This window comes from Cellulophaga algicola DSM 14237 (assembly GCF_000186265.1).
GTDB lineage: Bacteria > Bacteroidota > Bacteroidia > Flavobacteriales > Flavobacteriaceae > Cellulophaga > Cellulophaga algicola.
Genome location: NC_014934.1, coordinates 2,110,018 through 2,128,288, shown reverse-complemented (window position 1 = coordinate 2,128,288; position 18,271 = coordinate 2,110,018). Strand labels below are relative to the sequence as shown.

General features: G+C 34.0%; 22 protein-coding genes. 20 read left to right on the top strand and 2 right to left on the bottom strand.

Annotation, left to right across the window (positions count from 1 at the left end; genetic code table 11):
• Window positions 1-3 precede the first annotated feature (3 nt).
• From CELAL_RS09245 to CELAL_RS09220, 6 genes are all read left to right on the top strand, one after another.
• A complete protein-coding gene (locus tag CELAL_RS09245) occupies window positions 4-906 on the top strand; it encodes a histone deacetylase family protein (RefSeq protein ID WP_013550644.1) in 903 nt (300 codons plus the stop codon).
• Between the two features lie 155 nt (window positions 907-1,061).
• On the top strand, window positions 1,062-1,676 hold the full coding sequence (locus CELAL_RS09240) for a hypothetical protein (RefSeq protein ID WP_148229668.1): 615 nt from the start codon (window positions 1,062-1,064) through the stop codon (window positions 1,674-1,676).
• 45 nt (window positions 1,677-1,721) lie between these two features.
• Window positions 1,722-2,408, top strand: a complete 687-nt coding sequence (locus CELAL_RS09235; RefSeq protein ID WP_148229667.1) for a hypothetical protein — start codon at window positions 1,722-1,724, stop codon at window positions 2,406-2,408.
• A 102-nt stretch (window positions 2,409-2,510) separates the two neighbouring features.
• Window positions 2,511-3,584 (top strand): hypothetical protein, encoded by a 1,074-nt coding sequence (locus tag CELAL_RS09230; protein ID WP_041557674.1) that lies wholly within the window; start codon window positions 2,511-2,513, stop codon window positions 3,582-3,584.
• A 4-nt stretch (window positions 3,585-3,588) separates the two neighbouring features.
• Entirely contained in the window at window positions 3,589-4,728 is a 1,140-nt protein-coding gene (locus CELAL_RS09225; protein ID WP_013550640.1) for a gliding motility-associated C-terminal domain-containing protein, read from the top strand.
• A gap of 126 nt (window positions 4,729-4,854) precedes the next feature.
• Window positions 4,855-6,411 (top strand): M20/M25/M40 family metallo-hydrolase, encoded by a 1,557-nt coding sequence (locus CELAL_RS09220; protein WP_013550639.1) that lies wholly within the window; start codon window positions 4,855-4,857, stop codon window positions 6,409-6,411.
• A gap of 53 nt (window positions 6,412-6,464) precedes the next feature.
• Here CELAL_RS09220 and CELAL_RS09215 read toward each other — a convergent pair whose 3' ends face one another.
• A complete protein-coding gene (locus tag CELAL_RS09215; RefSeq protein ID WP_013550638.1) occupies window positions 6,465-6,899 on the bottom strand; it encodes a hypothetical protein in 435 nt (144 codons plus the stop codon).
• 160 nt (window positions 6,900-7,059) lie between these two features.
• Here CELAL_RS09215 and CELAL_RS09210 point away from each other — a divergent pair, with 160 nt between their 5' ends.
• The 11 genes from CELAL_RS09210 (at window position 7,060) to CELAL_RS09160 (ending at window position 13,918) form a co-directional block, all read left to right on the top strand.
• Window positions 7,060-7,437: a PH domain-containing protein gene (locus CELAL_RS09210; RefSeq protein ID WP_013550637.1), complete on the top strand. Its 378-nt coding sequence runs from the start codon at window positions 7,060-7,062 to the stop codon at window positions 7,435-7,437.
• A gap of 71 nt (window positions 7,438-7,508) precedes the next feature.
• Window positions 7,509-8,114: a hypothetical protein gene (locus CELAL_RS09205; protein WP_013550636.1), complete on the top strand. Its 606-nt coding sequence runs from the start codon at window positions 7,509-7,511 to the stop codon at window positions 8,112-8,114.
• 24 nt (window positions 8,115-8,138) lie between these two features.
• On the top strand, window positions 8,139-8,561 hold the full coding sequence (locus CELAL_RS09200; RefSeq protein ID WP_013550635.1) for a GNAT family N-acetyltransferase: 423 nt from the start codon (window positions 8,139-8,141) through the stop codon (window positions 8,559-8,561).
• Window positions 8,562-8,660: 99 nt separating this feature from the next.
• Window positions 8,661-9,356 (top strand): suppressor of fused domain protein, encoded by a 696-nt coding sequence (locus CELAL_RS09195; RefSeq protein WP_013550634.1) that lies wholly within the window; start codon window positions 8,661-8,663, stop codon window positions 9,354-9,356.
• An 85-nt stretch (window positions 9,357-9,441) separates the two neighbouring features.
• Window positions 9,442-9,966: a DUF4442 domain-containing protein gene (locus CELAL_RS09190; RefSeq protein ID WP_013550633.1), complete on the top strand. Its 525-nt coding sequence runs from the start codon at window positions 9,442-9,444 to the stop codon at window positions 9,964-9,966.
• Window positions 9,967-10,047: 81 nt separating this feature from the next.
• Window positions 10,048-11,181 (top strand): MBL fold metallo-hydrolase, encoded by a 1,134-nt coding sequence (locus tag CELAL_RS09185; protein ID WP_013550632.1) that lies wholly within the window; start codon window positions 10,048-10,050, stop codon window positions 11,179-11,181.
• Between the two features lie 128 nt (window positions 11,182-11,309).
• Window positions 11,310-11,522: a YgaP family membrane protein gene (locus tag CELAL_RS09180; RefSeq protein WP_013550631.1), complete on the top strand. Its 213-nt coding sequence runs from the start codon at window positions 11,310-11,312 to the stop codon at window positions 11,520-11,522.
• Window positions 11,523-11,629: 107 nt separating this feature from the next.
• Window positions 11,630-12,364, top strand: a complete 735-nt coding sequence (locus CELAL_RS09175; RefSeq protein WP_013550630.1) for a DUF2490 domain-containing protein — start codon at window positions 11,630-11,632, stop codon at window positions 12,362-12,364.
• 90 nt (window positions 12,365-12,454) lie between these two features.
• Window positions 12,455-13,024 (top strand): pentapeptide repeat-containing protein, encoded by a 570-nt coding sequence (locus CELAL_RS09170; RefSeq protein WP_013550629.1) that lies wholly within the window; start codon window positions 12,455-12,457, stop codon window positions 13,022-13,024.
• Between the two features lie 53 nt (window positions 13,025-13,077).
• Window positions 13,078-13,566 carry a DUF6265 family protein gene (locus CELAL_RS09165; RefSeq protein WP_013550628.1) on the top strand — a complete coding sequence of 163 codons (489 nt, stop codon included), beginning with the start codon at window positions 13,078-13,080 and terminating at the stop codon, window positions 13,564-13,566.
• Window position 13,567: 1 nt separating this feature from the next.
• Window positions 13,568-13,918 carry a hypothetical protein gene (locus tag CELAL_RS09160; RefSeq protein ID WP_013550627.1) on the top strand — a complete coding sequence of 117 codons (351 nt, stop codon included), beginning with the start codon at window positions 13,568-13,570 and terminating at the stop codon, window positions 13,916-13,918.
• A 58-nt stretch (window positions 13,919-13,976) separates the two neighbouring features.
• On the opposite strand, the gene CELAL_RS09155 is transcribed toward CELAL_RS09160, so the two are convergent.
• Window positions 13,977-14,438: a CBS domain-containing protein gene (locus CELAL_RS09155; protein ID WP_013550626.1), complete on the bottom strand. Its 462-nt coding sequence runs from the start codon at window positions 14,436-14,438 to the stop codon at window positions 13,977-13,979.
• Window positions 14,439-14,646: 208 nt separating this feature from the next.
• On the opposite strand from CELAL_RS09155, the gene CELAL_RS09150 reads away from it, so the two are divergent.
• The 3 genes from CELAL_RS09150 (at window position 14,647) to CELAL_RS09140 (ending at window position 18,220) form a co-directional block, all read left to right on the top strand.
• Window positions 14,647-16,932: a M20/M25/M40 family metallo-hydrolase gene (locus tag CELAL_RS09150; RefSeq protein WP_013550625.1), complete on the top strand. Its 2,286-nt coding sequence runs from the start codon at window positions 14,647-14,649 to the stop codon at window positions 16,930-16,932.
• The gene (locus tag CELAL_RS09145) at window positions 16,925-17,734 is read left to right on the top strand and encodes an NAD(P)H-binding protein (protein ID WP_013550624.1); all 810 of its coding nucleotides are present in this window, start codon (window positions 16,925-16,927) and stop codon (window positions 17,732-17,734) included. The genes CELAL_RS09150 and CELAL_RS09145 overlap by 8 nt, the downstream gene beginning before the upstream one ends.
• Before the next feature lie 111 nt (window positions 17,735-17,845).
• Window positions 17,846-18,220 carry a hypothetical protein gene (locus CELAL_RS09140; RefSeq protein ID WP_013550623.1) on the top strand — a complete coding sequence of 125 codons (375 nt, stop codon included), beginning with the start codon at window positions 17,846-17,848 and terminating at the stop codon, window positions 18,218-18,220.
• Window positions 18,221-18,271: the final 51 nt, after the last annotated feature.

The following is an 18,271-nucleotide window of genomic DNA, read 5'->3' as shown; positions in this document are numbered from 1 at the left end:
GAAATGCTTAAAATTGCTTGTCACCCTATATACAAACATCATTTGCCAGACGGACACCGGTTTCCTATGGCAAAGTATGATCTGTTGCCACAGCAATTAATCTATGAAGGCACCTGCAAAAAAGAAAATTTCTTTGAACCAGAAATCCCGAATGATAAATATATTTTAGCAGTTCATGATGCGGAGTATTATTATGATCTATTAAATATTAAAATTGACCAAAAAGCAGCACGCAAAATAGGTTTTCCGCTATCTGAAGATTTAATTGAACGCGAACGGATTATTACTGGTGGCACCATAAAAGGTTGTGAATTTGCAATAGAGAATGGTGTTGCGATGAATCTAGCCGGAGGAACACACCACGCCTATTCTGACCACGGAGAAGCATTTTGCATGCTAAATGATCAATCCATTGGAGCAAGATATTTACAGGCGAAAAAATTAGCTGCTCAAATATTGATTGTTGATTTAGATGTGCATCAAGGGAATGGTACTGCAGAAATTTTTCAAAACGATACTTCTGTATTTACTTTTTCTATGCATGGCGAAAGTAATTACCCATTTAGAAAGGAAGCATCAGATTTAGATATTGCACTCAAAAAGGGTACTGAAGATAAAGAATACTTATCACTTTTAAAAAAAACTCTCCCTGCTTTGATCACAGCAGTAAAACCTGATTTTATTTTCTATCTTTCAGGAGTTGATGTTTTAGCTAGTGATAAACTGGGCACTTTAGCACTGACTTTAGAAGGGTGTAAAAAGCGTGATGAGTTTGTATTAAAAACCTGTCTTGATTATAAAATACCGGTACAATGCAGTATGGGTGGCGGGTATTCTCGGGATATAAAAATCATTATAGAAGCACACGCTAATACGTTTAGACTTGCTCAAGAGCTATATTTCTAATTTTCTTAAGGAGGCCATCATCAACCTCAAGAACTTGAATTTTTTTCCTACAACAATATTTATAGTTTTTATAGTCATTTTCCTACAATACGCAACATTTTTTTGATTTAAGTGACGGGTAATGTGATATTTATAGCTTCTTTATAAGAACAGCTATGATGTCTACTAAAACATTTGTACTCATTTTTTTACTTTCAATTTTTACTTTTTGCTCCTATGCACAAGTAAAAATTGGTGATGATGTAAGTACAATAGACAACGCCTCACTCCTAGAATTAGAAAGCACTTCTAAAGTACTTGTGGTAACTAGAGTTACTAATTCTCAAATGTTACAAATTTCACCATTAAATGGCGCATTAGTATATAACACCGACTCTAAATGTATCTACGTATTTAATGGAAATCAATGGATGAATCTTTGCGATAATATATCTAATCCTATTTCTATTACGGATAATGAAGATGGTTCATTCACCATTGATGCTACTGATGGGTCCTCATTTACATCAGGAGATTTAACAGGCCCCCAAGGAGAACAAGGACCTATAGGTGATAATGCTGTGGTAGAACAAGAACAAATAGTAATAGTCGCTAGTAATGGGCAAATACAATTTAACACACCACTCCCCATAGCAGACAGTAGAAAAATTGAAATTTATAGAAACGGGGTAAGAATAGATTTCACCACGGTAAATGAAAACACCATTGAATTAGAAAGTGACGTCATATGCTACCAGAATGACAAAATACGAATCGTACAAATTTTATAATAAATAATCATGAATACATTTCTTAACACTTTAAACTCTAATAACATGCAAACAAAAAAACCCTTTAAAAACTTAAAAATTTTCGCCTCTGGCTTCCTTATGCTAACAGGTTTGGTGGCTACTGCACAACAAACTACAGGTGATGTAGTAAAAAAAGCTGATGTTGACCCCGGAACTACAATTACTGATGGTGCCGTGCGTGTTATTGACAACAAAGGAACCATTAAGTATCTTCAGACACAAAATGGCATTACTATGTTATCAAACACTACTGCGAATGTGACTACTACCACATGGCAGTTAGGTGGTGTTTTGACAGATTCTACCTTTATTGATATCGATGGAAAATTATTTGGTCTTAACGGTTTAGAATTGATTGATGCTGCAACTGAAAGTGCTTCTACTGATGCAACTACCGAATCTGATGCAGGAACAGGAACAGGGTACACTATACTTGTAAGAGATGAAGCAACTGGAGCAACCAAAAAATTATTAGCCACTGAACTTATTCAAAGTGGACAAGAAGCTTTTACAGCAACGCTTGCACAAACTACATTTGCATTGACAGGCGCCCCTGTTTTACCGTCGTTTAGTCAAGTTTGGGTCTATAGAAATGGTGCTAAACTCATCGCTAATGTTGATTATACGGTAGCAGCTTCAACAGTTACTTTAGTAGAAAATGACTATGCTGTTTATGCCGGTGATATTGTAGAAATACAGTACGTTAAATAACGCTACCAGACATTTTATACAGACACAGCACCATTATTTTTAACCAAAAAATACCGCTTCTTCATGCCTTTAAATTTTAAGCGCTTTATACTTTTTTGCACAATGATGGTAAGTATTCACATCGTTGCGCAAAAAGTTGAAGCAATAAATAAAAAAGGGAGTGTTGTCACCATTAATAATAATACAGTAACTACTGCGTTTGTAGCACCTATACAACCAATACAGAATGATGTTTGGTTTGATACTTCTAATAGTGAAAATGCTAGATCAAAAATCTGGAACGGAGCTACATGGGTAAATCTTGATTATACCGGCACACCTGGCTCCATTTTTTTTACGGGAACAGGAAATTACCCTACTCAAGATAATAACAATTTTTTTTGGGATAGTACCAATTCGCGCTTAGGTTTAGGAACTAACACACCAAATGCTATGTTAGATATTGAAGGGGGGACAGTTCGTCTATCTGATTATGGCGCTGGCACTATCACAGGAATAGCAACCAATATACTAGCGGTTGAAGCTGATGGTGACGTAGTAGAAGTTGATTTATCTAGCTTTACCACAAGCAACCAAACCTTATCAACTACAGGTAGTGCTGGCAATATTTCTATTAGTGCGGGTAATTCTATTACATTAAATGTTAATGACAGCGATGCTGATCCCTTAAATGAAATACAAACCATCTCAAAAACAGGCAATACCATTACATTAAATAGAAGTGGAGGAAGCATTACCGAAACAAAAACAACTATTTCACAGAGTCTTAGCACAGGCATCATCACACATACTAGTGAAGATGGTACATCACAAGCTGTAAATCTAGTGAGTGCAAACAGTAACAACAATATATCAGTAGGTACAGATGGTGGAGCATATTACAACAACCCAATTAAAGCGTACGGAAAGCTTATACCGGTGACGGGTACCTTCACTGCAACGGGAATAAGCGGCGCTATCAAAAATAGTACAGGAAAGTATACGTTTACAATGGCAACAACTAGAACAAGCACAAATTATGTGATTCAGTTGAGTGTTTTGGAAACCGGAACAAATGAGATAGACATTTATGTTACAGATCAAACTACAACAACATTTAGTATTGCCATCATCCAAAGATCACTTATGACTGGTTTTGTTGACAGAACATGTTATTTCACCGTATTAGATTTTTAATATCATGAGCAGACACATACTCATCATAGTATTTAATATTCTTGTGCTACAAATCAATACAGCACAAACCCTCCGAAACTTTGGGGCTATAGAAATTCACGGTACCGGTCAAATAGGATTTTTTTCTTCGCTAGAAAATGATGGCATCTTTGATACTAAATCTGGATTAGCAGGGTTTTATGGCACTAATTTAAATTCTATTTCCGGGTCTATTTCTCCATATTTTTATGATATTGAAATTAATAATGATGAAGGCATTTTTCTTCAAATCCCTCTAAAAGTTAGTAATAACACCAATTTTATTTTTGGAGATATCATAACCTCTAAGGCAAGCAACACCAACTATCTAGAATTCATTTCCACTTCATTTTACAATGGAGCATCTAATTTTTCAAAGGTTGATGGGTATATGTCCATCTCCGACGTACAAAGTTTTCTTTTTCCTATTGGTGACGAAACATATTTAAGACCCTTGGGTATCGACACAGAAGAAACTACATCATTTTTTAAAACAGCTTACTTTTTTGAAAACGGAACTTTAGATTTTTCAACTATTTTAGCACAAAAATCTGATTTACAATCTATTAGTAAAACAGAGTATTGGGTTTTAGAAGGGGATGCAAGCACAAGGATTACGATAGGATGGAATGAGCGAAGTGATCTTCAAAGCATAACGGACAATCAAGACAACTTAACGATAGTAGGTTTCGAAAAAAAATCAAGCCAATGGGTAAATCTAGAATCAGCGGACCGTAGTGGAAATCTATTAGAAGGGTTTATTTCATCTACCGAATTTATACCCAATGATTATAGCGCCATTACATTTGGAATTTTAAAGACTAGAAAACCTGTTTCTCGTAGAGGTTATAATTATATTATTACTCCTAACGGAGATGGTATCAATGACTTTCTTTACATACCAGAGTTAGAAGATTTTGATGGTAACCGTATGTTGATTTTTGACAGAAACGGACTTAAGGTTTTTGAAAAAGAAAATTATACGGATGAATTCAATGGCAAAGTAAGCGTAAATATAGCCGCTATAACTAGAAATAAGGGCTTATCAGAAGGTATATACTATTACCTTATTACCGCAGGAAAAGACAATTTTGTAATTCAAGGGTTTTTATACTTGGAACGGTAATGCTAAGCTAGAGCACATTTTAGAGATATAAACTGTCATTTTTTTAACATTCTCTTTAGATTTTAAAAGTATCCTTACGCAACCAAAATAGGTATCTTAGTTTCCGAACTAATTAACGGGAACATTATGAAAAAAAACAACCTATTTGCAGTACTGCTGTTACTCTTTTCTTTTACAGCAAGTGTTGCGCAAGCTACAGACGAAATTGTCGAGAAAATTGTAAAAGAAGCCAATGACAATTCACAGTTAGAAGTATTAGCACATGAGCTTATGGATGTAGTAGGACCACGTTTAGTTGGGACTCCTCAAATGAAAAAAGCAAGTGATTGGGCCATTGCTACTTATAAAAAATGGGGTATAGATGCGCGCATGGAAGAGTATGGTAAATGGCGCGGTTGGGAACGCGGAATTACTCATGTAGACTTAATTGCTCCTCGCGTAGTAAGCTTAAGCGGCATGCAATTAGCTTGGAGCCCTAGTACGGGAAAGAAAGGAATTACCGCAAGTTTAATTACAATACCAGAAGTAACAGATTCTATTGCCTTTCAAAAATGGTTACCTAGTGTAAAAGGTAAAATTGTATTGGTTTCTATGAACCAACCTACAGGTAGACCGGATTATAATTGGGAAGAATTTGCAACCCCAGAATCTTTTGAGAAAATGAAAACGGATCGTGATGCTTTAGAAAGAGCATGGGAAGATCGCATGCGTAAAACAGGCTTTACGTCAAGAAACATCAATCAAGAATTAGAAAAATCTGGAGCTTTGGGGATCATTCAATCTAGATGGTCTAACGGATTTGGTGCCAACAAAATTTTTAGTGCCAATACCAAAAAAATTCCCGTAGTAGATTTGTCCTTAGAAGATTATGGGCTAATTTATAGAATGACTGAAAATGGAGATCAACCAAAATTAAAAGTTGTTGCCGAATCTAAAGAACTAGGAACGGTCCCTACTTTTAACACCCTAGCAGAAATAAAAGGAACAGAATTCCCTGAGGAGTATGTGATTCTCTCTGCGCATTTTGACTCATGGGATGGCGCTACTGGAGCCACAGATAATGGCACAGGAACTATCACCATGATGGAAGCAGCAAGATTGCTGAAAAAATTCTACCCAAACCCAAAAAGAACAATTTTAATCGGACTCTGGGGAAGTGAAGAGCAAGGTTTAAACGGGTCTCGCGCTTTTGTAGAAGATCATCCAGAAATTATTGCAAACGTACAAGCGGTATTCAATCAAGACAACGGAACAGGAAGAGTCGTAAATATTTCTGGGCAAGGTTTCTTACACGCCTATGATTATATTGGAAAATGGTTAGAAGCTGCTCCAAAGGATATTAGCAAACATATAGAAACTACATTCCCAGGCGTTCCTAGTACTGGCGGATCTGATTACGCATCTTTTGTAGCTGCAGGCGCCCCTGCTTTTTCTTTGAGCTCTTTGAGCTGGAGCTACTGGAATTATACCTGGCACACCAACTTAGACACCTATGATAAAATTGTTTTTGATGATGTACGAAATAATGCCATATTAACTGCTGTAATGGCATATATGGCGAGTGAAGATCCTGAAAAAACTTCCCGTGAGAAATCGGTTTTACCGATAAATCCAAGATCAGGAGAACAACGTACATGGCCAGAACCAAGTTCTCCAGAACGTGATGGTGGTAAATTAGAATAACAAACTAAAAAAAGCGGTCTAATTAGACCGCTTTTTTTATTCCTGAAATTAAGTTATAAAATTCCAACTCCTACACGTACAGATGGCACTCGTACGCTAGTTCTTACGCTTGTCCTATTGGAAGAACGGTGATAATTTTGGTTGTATCCATAATAGTAATAGGTAGCATGACTGTAATAATGTGTGCCATGGTGGCAATGATCATCGCAATCCTTGTAATGTTCCGCGTAAGCATCACGCTTCCCTTTGATATAGGCGCGGTACGCTTTTCTATCACGCTTTTTCAAATCTTTCTCATAAGCTTGTTGGTCCTCCCAAAATTCTTCTTCAACAGTTTCATCTTCTGCTGAAAATTCTTGTTCATAGGTAGCATCTTCCAATGCCCTTTGCTCATAATATGTTTTAGATGCTAATTTTTCTTCTGTTTGTGCTTGTAAGCCTAAGGTTGCGAATATTGCTAAAAAGGATAGTAGGTGTAATTTTTTCATGCTTCAGTTATTTAAATTAAGAATTGGTTTAAGTTTCCTGCTTTGCTTCTAAAACAATTAAAGCCTAAAAAACCCTACTTTCTATTACAAAAATATTTTGAAATGATGCTCTTAGATGACATATGTGCTATATTTATAATATCAATTAAAGACAAGAAACATGGGAATATTAAATAGCATCCTTGGTAATGCAAGCGAAGTTTCGATAGATAAACTTCAAGAAAAATATGGTAGATTATTAATAGCTAATGAAGTAATAGAGCTAGGGTTCAAACTCTTCCGCGATACCTTTATGTTTACTAACAAACGATTAATCATCATAGATGTTCAAGGCTTAACAGGAAGTAAAGTACAGTACCAATCTTATCCTTATAAAAGTATTTCTAGGTTCTCATTAGAAACTGCGGGTACATTTGATTTAGATGCCGAATTAAAAATTTGGATTTCTAGTGAAGACATTCCATCGGTAAGTAAAAAATTTAATAAGAGTATTGATGTTTATGAAGTACAAAAATACTTAGCGAGTAAAGTAATGTAACATCAAGTATCCAAATTTTGTTGAGAACATACTGTAAGACAAATTTTTGAAGCATCCCTAAAGAAACATACATGGCACAATTATTTCAAGTTCAAAGTCGAAGAACAAATTCCATTTTTATTGATGATAATGAAATGATTTTAACATTTAAGCCTATTTATGATATTGATAAATTTATCAACATGTATAAATATCCGGAGATGTATGATACCACCGAAATTTTTAAGTTCAATGAAATCAAAAGGATTCAGTTTCAAAATGGATTCATGAAATTTAAAGGGGCGCAAAAAGCTAATGAAACCATAGTTACTATTGATGATATCCAATTTAAACTAGCAGAAGACCTACCTAAGTTTAGGTTAGCACTAGATAAAATTAAAAGCCTAAAAGTTGCACACAAAAAGGAAACAAAATTAAAAAGCATTTACCGCAGTAGAGGCTTTTTAGTTTCTATTTTTGGGTTATTATTTATCGCTCTAGCGTGGAGAGATAATATAGCTACTGGACATTTAGAAAGAAGGTTAGCCGCTACATCTTTAAAAAATATTTTTGAAAGATTAGGTACTCCACTATCTTTAACTATTGGTATTATCATTATATTCATTGGGTGTTATCTAATGTGGAAAAAGACAACATCACGAGACACCGTAATTAGTTATGAAAACATTCAAGGGTAGCACTAAAAAAATAACACTTTCTTTATGATAGAATTACGAACGTATACTTTAGACGTTGTAGAAGCTTATGCCTCTTATAGAAATAACAAGATCATTTTTGATAATGGGTATGACAAAGTTCCTAATCCGTTTACCTTAAAAGATGCAGAAGATTTTATACATCTACAAACTAAAAAAGCAATACCCGAACGGAAATTAATTTATTGGAAAGATCAATTTGTAGGCGAAATTGGGATAACGATCAATACGGATGTATTTAGATTAAGTGCTGAAATGGGTTATTTTATTGGAGCTCCTTTTTGGGGTAATGGTATTGCTTCTGAAGCAATAAAATTGATGGTTGATTATAGTTTTAAAACCTTTGAAATTATTAGAATAGAAGCTGGCGTTTTTTCATTCAACAAAGCATCAATGCGGGTATTAGAAAAAAAATGGTTTTTACCTTGAATCTATTAAAAAAGACGCTGTACTTAAAAACGGTGTAATTATAGATGATTACATCTGGGTGAAATTAAAAAGAGAACTTAACTAAAAACATAAATTACCATGGAAAAATCTGAATCTGGATCCCCTATCTACAGGTATACAAACCAAGATAAAAATGAATTTGAAGGAGCCGGTGGCGATTCTTCAATGGAAGAAATATCTGATCATATTGAAGCTCATGTAGGTAAAATACATATGGTTTTTCATGAAATAGTATCAGAACAAGTACATATAGATGTGCACTGGGTAAAACCCACAAAAGAACGCCCGTTCCATACCTTAATTACTTCTGGAATGAGCGATAAGCCTATGCAAACACCCGAAGGTGTAGAAGGGTCTGATTATGCAGAATTAAGTATTTGCTTGCCGGAAGAGTGGAAAATATCAAAAGAAGACTTTAAAGACGAAAAAAATTATTGGCCCATTCGGTTTTTAAAATACCTTGCTAGATTTCCCCACGAATACAACACATGGCTTAGTTATGGGCATACCATACCTAATGGAAACCCTCCTGAAGCCTTTGCAGAAAACACAAAGCTAAACACTATGATTTTATTACCTTCTATAATGTTCGGTGACAAATTTCCTATCCTTGAACTAGACAAGAAAACAATCTCTTTCTATTCTCTTATACCGCTGTATGATGAAGAAGTAGCTTTAAAAATGGCTAAAGGTGTAGAAGCCCTTTTTGATGGTTTTGATAAATGTGGACTTACCGATGTATTTCAAATTAACAGGCCAAATACCATTGTTTAAAAGAAATTTTTAGGGCTGTTTTAAAAATAAGCAAGGAGTAATTTTTCATAACTTTGCCGCTGATTTATTCATATTAATTTTTTGCATGTCTATTTATAAAAAAATTGTAGCTGTTGGAGGAAAATATATTGAGATATCAACTATATTCAAATATGGTTTTAACCTCTCTCCTATGTACAGAAGAAGTACCGCTAGAATTATTGCCATTTCAAAAGACCTACTTCATATCCGTATTAAATTACCCATTAGCTATAAAAATAAGAATTATGAAAATTCTATTTTTGGAGGCAGTATGTTCTCGGCTGTAGATCCTATTCCAATGGTTCAACTAATAAATTTAATAGGCGATGATTATGTTGTTTGGGATAAAGCAGCAGAAATTAGATTTAAGAAACCTGCAAGAGAAAATTTATATGCTAACTTTAATTACACTTTGGCAGAAGTGGAAGAAATTAAAAAGCAAATTAAAGCCAATAGTGAACTAGAAATTGTAAAACATACCGCTTTGACAAACAAAGAAAATACGGTTACCTTTTGTGAAGTGAATAAGACTATTTACATTGCTGACAAAGCCTATTTTAAAGAAAAAAAAGAACGCTTAAATCGCTAAATATTCTTTAAGTTCATCTAAAATGCTTCAGCGTTTCTATTTTCAATAAAACAACAAGACACTACTAGTCTTATCTATCCCATGATGAAACGAATTTTAAAAAAAATAACAATCATCGTTTTAGCCATTATCGGCTTAGCAATCGCATTCTATTTTTTATTTACCAACTTTTACCCTAGTTTTGGTGGTGATGTTTCTAAGGCCCGTAAATTGGTTTATCAAAAGTCTCCTCAATTTAAACAAGGAATATTTCATAATAGTAAAGCTGTCCCGAAAGATTTAAACTTTTCTGAGACACTGAAGCTTAGCTATACATTTTTAACCACAAACGTTCCTAACGGCAGGCCTAAAAAAGACTTGAAAGTTCACAAACTAGATTCTGCAGCGGTTGCTAATTATACAAAAGAAGCGCGTTTGGTATGGTACGGACATTCTACCTTTTTAGTGCAACTAAAAGGAAAAACTATTCTTTTAGACCCAATGTTAGGTCAAGTTGCAGCCCCTCATCCCTTATTAGGAGAAAATAGGTTTAATAAAAGTTTTCCATTAGCCGTAGAAAAATTAGGAACTATTGATGCGGTCCTTTTTTCCCACGATCATTATGACCATTTAGACTATGAAACTATTTTAAAAATAAAAGATAAAACTAAACGGTTCTATGTTCCCCTTGGTTTAGGAGTACATCTAGAAGCATGGGGAGTACCCAAAGATCGCATAACAGAATTAGATTGGTGGCAAGAAACCCAATTGGAAGAACTAACGCTAGTCTGCACCCCAGCGCAACATTTTTCTGGACGTAAATTTAATACTACCCGGAGTACACTTTGGAGTTCTTGGGTGATACAATCAAAAGACGAAAATATTTATTTTAGTGGTGACAGCGGTTATGCTTCACATTTTAAAGAAATAGGCGAAAAATATGGCCCTTTTGATATTGCATTGATGGAATGCGGACAATACGACAAAATGTGGCCAGACATACATATGATGCCTGAAGAAACAGCACAAGCAGGAATAGATATAAAAGCTAGAAAAATAATGCCTATACACTGGGCAGGCTTTAAACTAGCTTTGCATGACTGGACAGACCCCGTAACGCGTTTGAAAATTGCAGCCGACAAATTGAACCTACCTGTACTTACCCCAGAACTAGGGACAGAAATTATAGTAAAAGACAGTATTAATACTACCACAAACTGGTGGAAAGGCTTGTAAGAATGAGTGTTTCTTTAAGTTCCTAATAATAAAAAGATAGCTTTCTACACTTATGTGACTTTAGTCACTTTAAAAAACATATTCATTAGTGATCTTTGATCGTACGCTAATCTTCTAAATAATATAGCATGAAAAAGAATATGGGAACTACAGACAAAACAATAAGAGTACTTCTTGCAGCCTTAATAGCTGTACTCTACTTTACTAATGTAATTACGGGTACACTTGGTATCATCCTATTAGTCCTTGCTGGTGTTTTTTTATTCACAAGCCTAGTAAGTTTCTGTCCTTTATATCCTTTATTGGGCTTTTCTAGTTGCCCGCTGAAACCAAAAAAATAACACGAGTTGGTGTTTCAACTTTTTTTAAATTGAAGCTTAATTATTTTACTCTACTAAAACTATAGATACACTAATATACTATACATTTGCTCCTATATTTTTAATCGATGAAGGCAAATACCCGAATAGCATACCTCGTGTTATTCATTAGCTTAAACTTCTTCCAGGTCATAGCACAAAAGAAGGTAACCCACCAACAATTACTGTGGACTAGCTATTCCTTAAAGCTTAAATTAAATGACAACTATCAAATTAGGCAAGAAATAGACCAACGAAATTACTCAAATCCATGGAGGCAGCACCAAACGCTTTCAAGAACTTTTTTTGATAGACAACTTGGCAAAGGTTGGAACACGGCCATAGGACTTACTGGTGTTATTCAGTCGCTTCCTAATGATCCAGAAGTAAAAGACTACTATAACCAAAAAGAACTAAGGCCAGTATTAGAACTTGGCTACAGGCAACCCGTGACTGAAAAATTTTTTATTAACCATAGGTTTTGGTCCGAATTTAGATTTTTTGAACAAGAAAATAATTCTTACGAATTTGCAAATACAAGGTTGCGTTATAAGTTGGAGTTGAGGTATGCCCCTATAAAAAAAGTAACGTTCAAAGCATTTGATGAAATTTTTTTGAATGTAGGAAACACCATTGTATATAATGTATTTGATCAAAATAGGATGGGTGCAAGCGTTCAATTTATGCCTTTAACTAACCTAGGTTTTGAAGTCGGCTATTTTAATATGTTTCAACAACAGAAAAATGGTATCGATTTTTATGATCGCAATAGTATTAAGTTTACCATACACCATACTATTGAAGTAAAGAAAAACAAATCATAAACTATCCTTACAAACATTTTTTTGTAGTATTGTTTAGCTATTTAAAAGAACAGAGTATTAAAGTTACCAACTAACGATTATAAAATAATAATGGAAGATTTAGTACTTGACACTACTTTTAAAGGAGAGAACTATGCTATTACTAGGCTGCGAAAAGCGGAGTATGAAAATTGCATTTTTGAAAATTGTAACTTTTCCAAAGCAAACTTAAGCAATAGCACATTTTCTGAATGTGAATTTATAGACTGTGATATTAGCAATGCTAATCTTGCCGAAACAACCTTAAAAGAAACTCTTTTTAAAGACTGTAAATTATTGGGTGTAAATTTTCAGTATTGCAATACCTTTTTATTATCCTTTACGTTCGAGAATTGCAACTTAAATTTTGCTTCCTTCTACCAACTTAAAATAAAAAATACACCGTTTTTACGTTGTAAAATGCACCAAGTAGAATTTACAAAGACAGATTTAAGTAGTGCCATTTTTCAAGAGTGTGATTTGAATGCCGCTATATTTAGTGCCACAATTTTACAAAAAACAGATTTTACGACTGCCATTAATTTCTCCATTGATCCAGAAGCAAACGCAATAAAAAATGCTAAATTCTCGAAAGACAACCTCTCTGGGTTACTTACAAAATACAGTATTTCAATTCATTGAGATTTAGCAACTAAAATAAATTGTATATTAGAACTTCTTTAAGACAATATACTATGAAACCATTTTTTCTCTTATTATTAGTTACAAGTTTATCTACTGCACAGCATACACTTTCGCTCCCAGAAAATGAAACAGAACCAAAAGCGACACTTGCAGATGCTAGTTTTATGACAGGCCATTGGATTGGCGAAGCTTTTGGAGGAATTAGTGAAGAAATATGGACTAAAGCTGAAGGCGATTCTATGATGTTTTCTTTTAGATTAGTAATCGATGGTAAAGTAGACTTCTATGAAATAGGACATATTATTGAAGAAGGAGAAACCATACATTTACAACTAAAGCATTTTTCAGGCGAATTAGATGGTTGGGAAGCTAAAGATGAATTTCAAGACTTTCCTCTAGTGAAAAAAGAAGATAATGCTCTATATTTTGACGGACTTACCTATAAAAGAATAAGCGACAATGAAATGATTGCCTATGTTCTTGCCGAAGAAGAAAATGGCAGTACACAAGAATTTAAATTCATTTTTAAAAAGCAATAATTTGAAGAAACTTTGTCCCGAATGTGGAGAAAAAATTATTGGGCGAGTAGATAAAAAATTCTGCTCTGATTATTGTCGTAACTCTTTCAACAATAAATTAAACAAAGACTCTAAAAATCTCATTAGAAATATTAACAACCGCTTACGAAAGAATCATCGTATTTTAGAAAGCTTTCCATTAACCGATGGTAAAACAAAAAGCACACGGTACAAACTCTTAGACAAAGGATTTGATTTTGAAATTTTCACAAGTATTTACACCACGAAAAAAGGAACCATCTATTATTTTGTGTATGATCTAGGCTATTTACCTCTAGACAATGATTATTATATGATTGTAAAAAGGGAATAAAAAAACCTCACCAATAAAGAGTGAGGTTACTATTAATGGTTAGATCATACTTTTTACTTTACCAATTTTGCCCGCTTAATTTAAGTGCTGCAATAACAATATCTTTTCTACTTATTTGCCCTACTAACAATCCATCTTTCAACACAGGTAATCTACGCCTATTATTTTTATGAAAGATTCCTGCAGCATCAAAAATACTGATATCATTACCTATGGTTTCAACATTTTTAGTCATGTAATTATCTACCCTTTTATCTAATATGGGTTGGTTAAAATAGCGACTCTCTGAAATTGTTTTCATACAATCTGCTTCAGAAATAATCCCGACAAGAAATCCATTAGTATCTAAAACAGGTCCCCCTGAAATATTATGCTTGGTAAATAATTCCATTACCTCTAGAATAGATTGTTCTGGGGAAAAAGAAACTAATTTTCTCGTCATATAGTCTTCGACCAAAATGGGAGCATCAAATTCTTTTTTAACGACTTTACGTATGCCCTGAAAGCTTTTGATTCCCATATGTAGTATTTTAAGGTTGATATTAAATATAGTACTTATTCTTAATAAAACAACAACTAGTTGATATATAATCGTTTAAATAATCATTTTTTTAAGAAATAGTCTAGCAAATCCCTATCGATACTACAAAAAATTACTATTATAAACATCCCACTATATTTTTATACATTTACAAACATCTCAAGATAGCAACACAATTTATACCCGAATGAAAACAAGCACTTCTTCTCTAACCCTTATTTTAATCCTAATAATTATCTATTTCGGGTTCAAATCATCCATGCCAGGTGATGTTATAGATAAAGAATTAACCGAGACTGAATTCGCTACAGAAAGAGCGCTAGTCCATGTGAAAAAAATTTCTACCAAACCACATTCCGTAGGCTTTCCTGCTCATAAAGAAGTTCGAAATTACATCCGTAGAGAGTTAGAAAAATTAGGTTTACAAACAAGCGTACAAGAAGGGTATACCACAGGAGACTGGGCTAATTTAAGTAAAGCTGTAAATATCATTGCCAAAATAGAAGGTACTGAGAAAGGCAAAGCATTAGTACTTTTATCACATTATGACAGCAACCCACATTCTTCTTTAGGTGCTAGTGATGCAGGTAGCGGAGTAGCTACAATTTTAGAAGGTGTACGTGCCTTTTTAGCAGGAAACAAAAAACCGAAAAATGATATTATCATTCTATTTACCGATGCAGAGGAATTGGGTTTAAATGGTGCCGATTTATTTGTAAATAATCATCCGTGGAGTAAAGATGTAGGCTTAGTATTAAATTTTGAGGCACGGGGCAGTGGCGGACCATCCTATATGCTTATAGAGACCAATAGAGGAAATAGTAATCTAATCAAAGAATTTACAAAAGCTAATCCTGATTACCCTGTTGCAAACTCCCTAGTATATAGTATTTATAAAATGCTCCCCAATGATACAGATTTAACTGTTTTTAGAAAAGATGGAGATATTGAAGGCTTAAATTTTGCTTTTATTGATGATCATTATGATTACCACACAGAAAGAGATACTTATGAACGCTTAGATAGAAATACCCTTGCGCATCAAGGGAGCTATTTAATGCCGTTATTACATCATTTCAGCACGGCTGATTTATCCAATTTAAAAAGCTTAGACGATTACAATTATTTTAATGTTCCGTTTTTCAAGCTAGTGTCATATCCTTTTGATTGGGTTTGGCCTTTATTTATTATCGCATTAATCTTCTTTTTTGCACTAATACTCCATGGTTTTAAGAAAAAATCTTTAAACTTAAAAGACAGTGCCTTAAGTTTTATTCCGCTTTTAAGTACTATAGTTATAAATGGTATCGTGGGGTATTTTAGTTGGCCGATTTTAAAAAGTAGCTACCCTCAATACCAAGATATTTTACATGGGTTTACGTATAATGGCTATACCTATATCACAGCATTTGTGCTTTTTTCTTTGGCAGTCTGCTTTTTTATCTATCATAAGTTTAGAAAAATAAATACCGCAAATCTATTGGTAGGGCCGCTAGTACTTTGGCTTATAATTTGCGGTGGATTGAGTACTTATTTACCTGGTGCTAGCTTTTTTATAATCCCCGTATTTGCACTTTTAGCCGCATTCTTAGTCGTCATAAACCAAGAAAAACCCAATGCATACCTACTTGTATTCTTACTCATTCCTGCCTTATGGATTTTTACCCCTTTTATAAAAATGTTTCCAGTAGGTCTAGGCCTAAAAATGATGGTTGCATCTACGGTATTAACCACCTTGGTTTTTGTTTTAGCGCTGCCAGTATTTTCATTTTATAAGCACAAAAACAGAGTAGCCTTTATACTGATGTTGCTGTTTATAACTGACATGGTCTCTGCGCATTTAAATGCTGGTTTTTCTGAAGATCATGCGAAACCAACAAGCTTAGTATATGTCTTAAATGCAGATACTAATGATGCGCAATGGGCAACCTATGATCACGTATTATCTGGTTGGACCGCACAATTTGTGGGTGCAGATAAGAAAGTTCCCGAGAAATTAAGTAAAAACACCATCAGTAGCAAATATAAAACGGCGTTTACCTATACTTCTAAAGCGCCCTTAAAAAATATAGCAGCACCTAAAGTTGAAAAAACAAGAGATACCATTATCGGAACGGAACGTCATGTAAAAATTTGTATTACCCCACAACGCAACGTAAATAGATTAGATATTTTCACTGCGCAAACCAACATAATTAAAGCAAGTGTAAATTCTGTTCCATTATCAGATTACTTCCTTAAAAATAGAACGCCAGGAAAACTAATTACGCATTATATAAGTAATAATGAGTATACCGAACTAAGCCTAATACTTCCTAAAAATGAAAAATTTGAGCTTAAACTTTATGAAGCATCGAACGATTTACTAACCAATTCGCAATTTACAGTACCTGCGCGACCAAAAAATGCAATCCCTAAGCCTTTTGTACTTAATGATGCAATACTTGTAACTAAAACTATCACTATTGAATAATACTGTCGGAATTTTAGGATGCGGTTGGCTTGGCCTTCCATTAGCCAAAACTTTTATTAAAAACGAGTTTCTAGTAAAAGGAACGACGACATCAGAAGAAAAATTAAAGCTCTTGAATGAGGCTGGCATTCAGGAATATAAAATAATACTTTCTGAAAATGGCATTGTAGGACCAATAAGAGCATTTTTAGCAAACACAAAAACGCTTGTTATTAATGTTCCTCCAAAATTACGAGGAACCAATACCGAAAATTATGTGGCCAAAATGACTCATTTAGCCAAAGCAATAGAGAAATCGGAAATTAAACAGGTTATTTTTGTAAGTAGCACTGCTGTTTATGGTGATATTAACGGGGTTGTAACTGAAAAAACAAGACCAGAACCTAACACAGAATCTGGTATTCAACTTTTAGCATCAGAAAATATATTTAAAGAGAATAAGAAACTGCAAACTACTATTATACGCTTTGGAGGTTTGCTAAGTGAAGACCGCCACCCGGTTACTATGTTGGTAAAAAGGAAAGGATTAAAAAATGGAGGAATGCCCGTTAACCTTATTCATAGAGAGGATTGTATTCGAGTAATTTTAAAAGTTATTGAAGAAAATTGGTGGAATGTAAGCATCAATGGCGTGTATCCTGAACACCCGAGTAAAAAGGAATATTATACCGAGGCAGCCATAAAAAGAGGACTTAATCTGCCTGATTATGAGGATAATAAAACTGAAAATGGCAAAATAATAGCGGCTGATTATTTGACAAATGTTAAAGATTTCCAATTTCTTACCTCAATAAAGAAATAACTTACAACACTTTTAAGTGTTTTGACAACAAAAAAGAAGGCAAACTGTTAATAAACTGTCGATTTCATCAATATAATAATATATTTACGATATAATCTTAAATCGATTAGTATGGTAAATTCAAGTTTAAAAAGGAGGATAATTTCCGAATTAGAAAACCTCATTTCTCAAAGTTGTCCAAATCGAAAAATTGAAAAAAAACACAACGATCTACATATTGCTTTATTAAAAAAACATTACAACGCTTCTGAAGTTGCCATTGATTATTACCGCAGGAGAATTACCTTAAATGTGGTTATTGATGACACTGTTTACGATCCTAAGAAAATAAATACTTATTTGCCTACGTTTCGCGCAGACCTTCACTTTGTCAGCTTAAAATATTTCCTAAAAGACTGCTTAGAGAAAGATACCAGAAGTATAGCTTTTTATGCTAGTTTACTGCGCACCTATGCTATGAAAGATAGTTCGCTACAAGTCAACTAAAAAAAAAGATTCCTAAACTAAAAAGATGCTATATAAGCATCTTTTTAGTTT

Excerpts from the sequence above, each read along its gene's own strand:
- CELAL_RS09245 (WP_013550644.1), top strand. The coding sequence starts at position 4 with ATGCTTAAAATTGCTTGTCACCCTATATACAAACATCATTTGCCAGAC.
- CELAL_RS09240 (WP_148229668.1), top strand. The coding sequence starts at position 1,062 with ATGATGTCTACTAAAACATTTGTACTCATTTTTTTACTTTCAATTTTT.
- CELAL_RS09235 (WP_148229667.1), top strand. The coding sequence starts at position 1,722 with ATGCAAACAAAAAAACCCTTTAAAAACTTAAAAATTTTCGCCTCTGGC.
- CELAL_RS09230 (WP_041557674.1), top strand. The coding sequence starts at position 2,511 with ATGATGGTAAGTATTCACATCGTTGCGCAAAAAGTTGAAGCAATAAAT.
- CELAL_RS09225 (WP_013550640.1), top strand. The coding sequence starts at position 3,589 with ATGAGCAGACACATACTCATCATAGTATTTAATATTCTTGTGCTACAA.
- CELAL_RS09220 (WP_013550639.1), top strand. The coding sequence starts at position 4,855 with ATGAAAAAAAACAACCTATTTGCAGTACTGCTGTTACTCTTTTCTTTT.
- CELAL_RS09215 (WP_013550638.1), bottom strand. The coding sequence starts at position 6,899 with ATGAAAAAATTACACCTACTATCCTTTTTAGCAATATTCGCAACCTTA.
- CELAL_RS09210 (WP_013550637.1), top strand. The coding sequence starts at position 7,060 with ATGGGAATATTAAATAGCATCCTTGGTAATGCAAGCGAAGTTTCGATA.
- CELAL_RS09205 (WP_013550636.1), top strand. The coding sequence starts at position 7,509 with ATGGCACAATTATTTCAAGTTCAAAGTCGAAGAACAAATTCCATTTTT.
- CELAL_RS09200 (WP_013550635.1), top strand. The coding sequence starts at position 8,139 with ATGATAGAATTACGAACGTATACTTTAGACGTTGTAGAAGCTTATGCC.
- CELAL_RS09195 (WP_013550634.1), top strand. The coding sequence starts at position 8,661 with ATGGAAAAATCTGAATCTGGATCCCCTATCTACAGGTATACAAACCAA.
- CELAL_RS09190 (WP_013550633.1), top strand. The coding sequence starts at position 9,442 with ATGTCTATTTATAAAAAAATTGTAGCTGTTGGAGGAAAATATATTGAG.
- CELAL_RS09185 (WP_013550632.1), top strand. The coding sequence starts at position 10,048 with ATGATGAAACGAATTTTAAAAAAAATAACAATCATCGTTTTAGCCATT.
- CELAL_RS09180 (WP_013550631.1), top strand. The coding sequence starts at position 11,310 with ATGAAAAAGAATATGGGAACTACAGACAAAACAATAAGAGTACTTCTT.
- CELAL_RS09175 (WP_013550630.1), top strand. The coding sequence starts at position 11,630 with ATGAAGGCAAATACCCGAATAGCATACCTCGTGTTATTCATTAGCTTA.
- CELAL_RS09170 (WP_013550629.1), top strand. The coding sequence starts at position 12,455 with ATGGAAGATTTAGTACTTGACACTACTTTTAAAGGAGAGAACTATGCT.
- CELAL_RS09165 (WP_013550628.1), top strand. The coding sequence starts at position 13,078 with ATGAAACCATTTTTTCTCTTATTATTAGTTACAAGTTTATCTACTGCA.
- CELAL_RS09155 (WP_013550626.1), bottom strand. The coding sequence starts at position 14,438 with ATGGGAATCAAAAGCTTTCAGGGCATACGTAAAGTCGTTAAAAAAGAA.
- CELAL_RS09150 (WP_013550625.1), top strand. The coding sequence starts at position 14,647 with ATGAAAACAAGCACTTCTTCTCTAACCCTTATTTTAATCCTAATAATT.
- CELAL_RS09140 (WP_013550623.1), top strand. The coding sequence starts at position 17,846 with ATGGTAAATTCAAGTTTAAAAAGGAGGATAATTTCCGAATTAGAAAAC.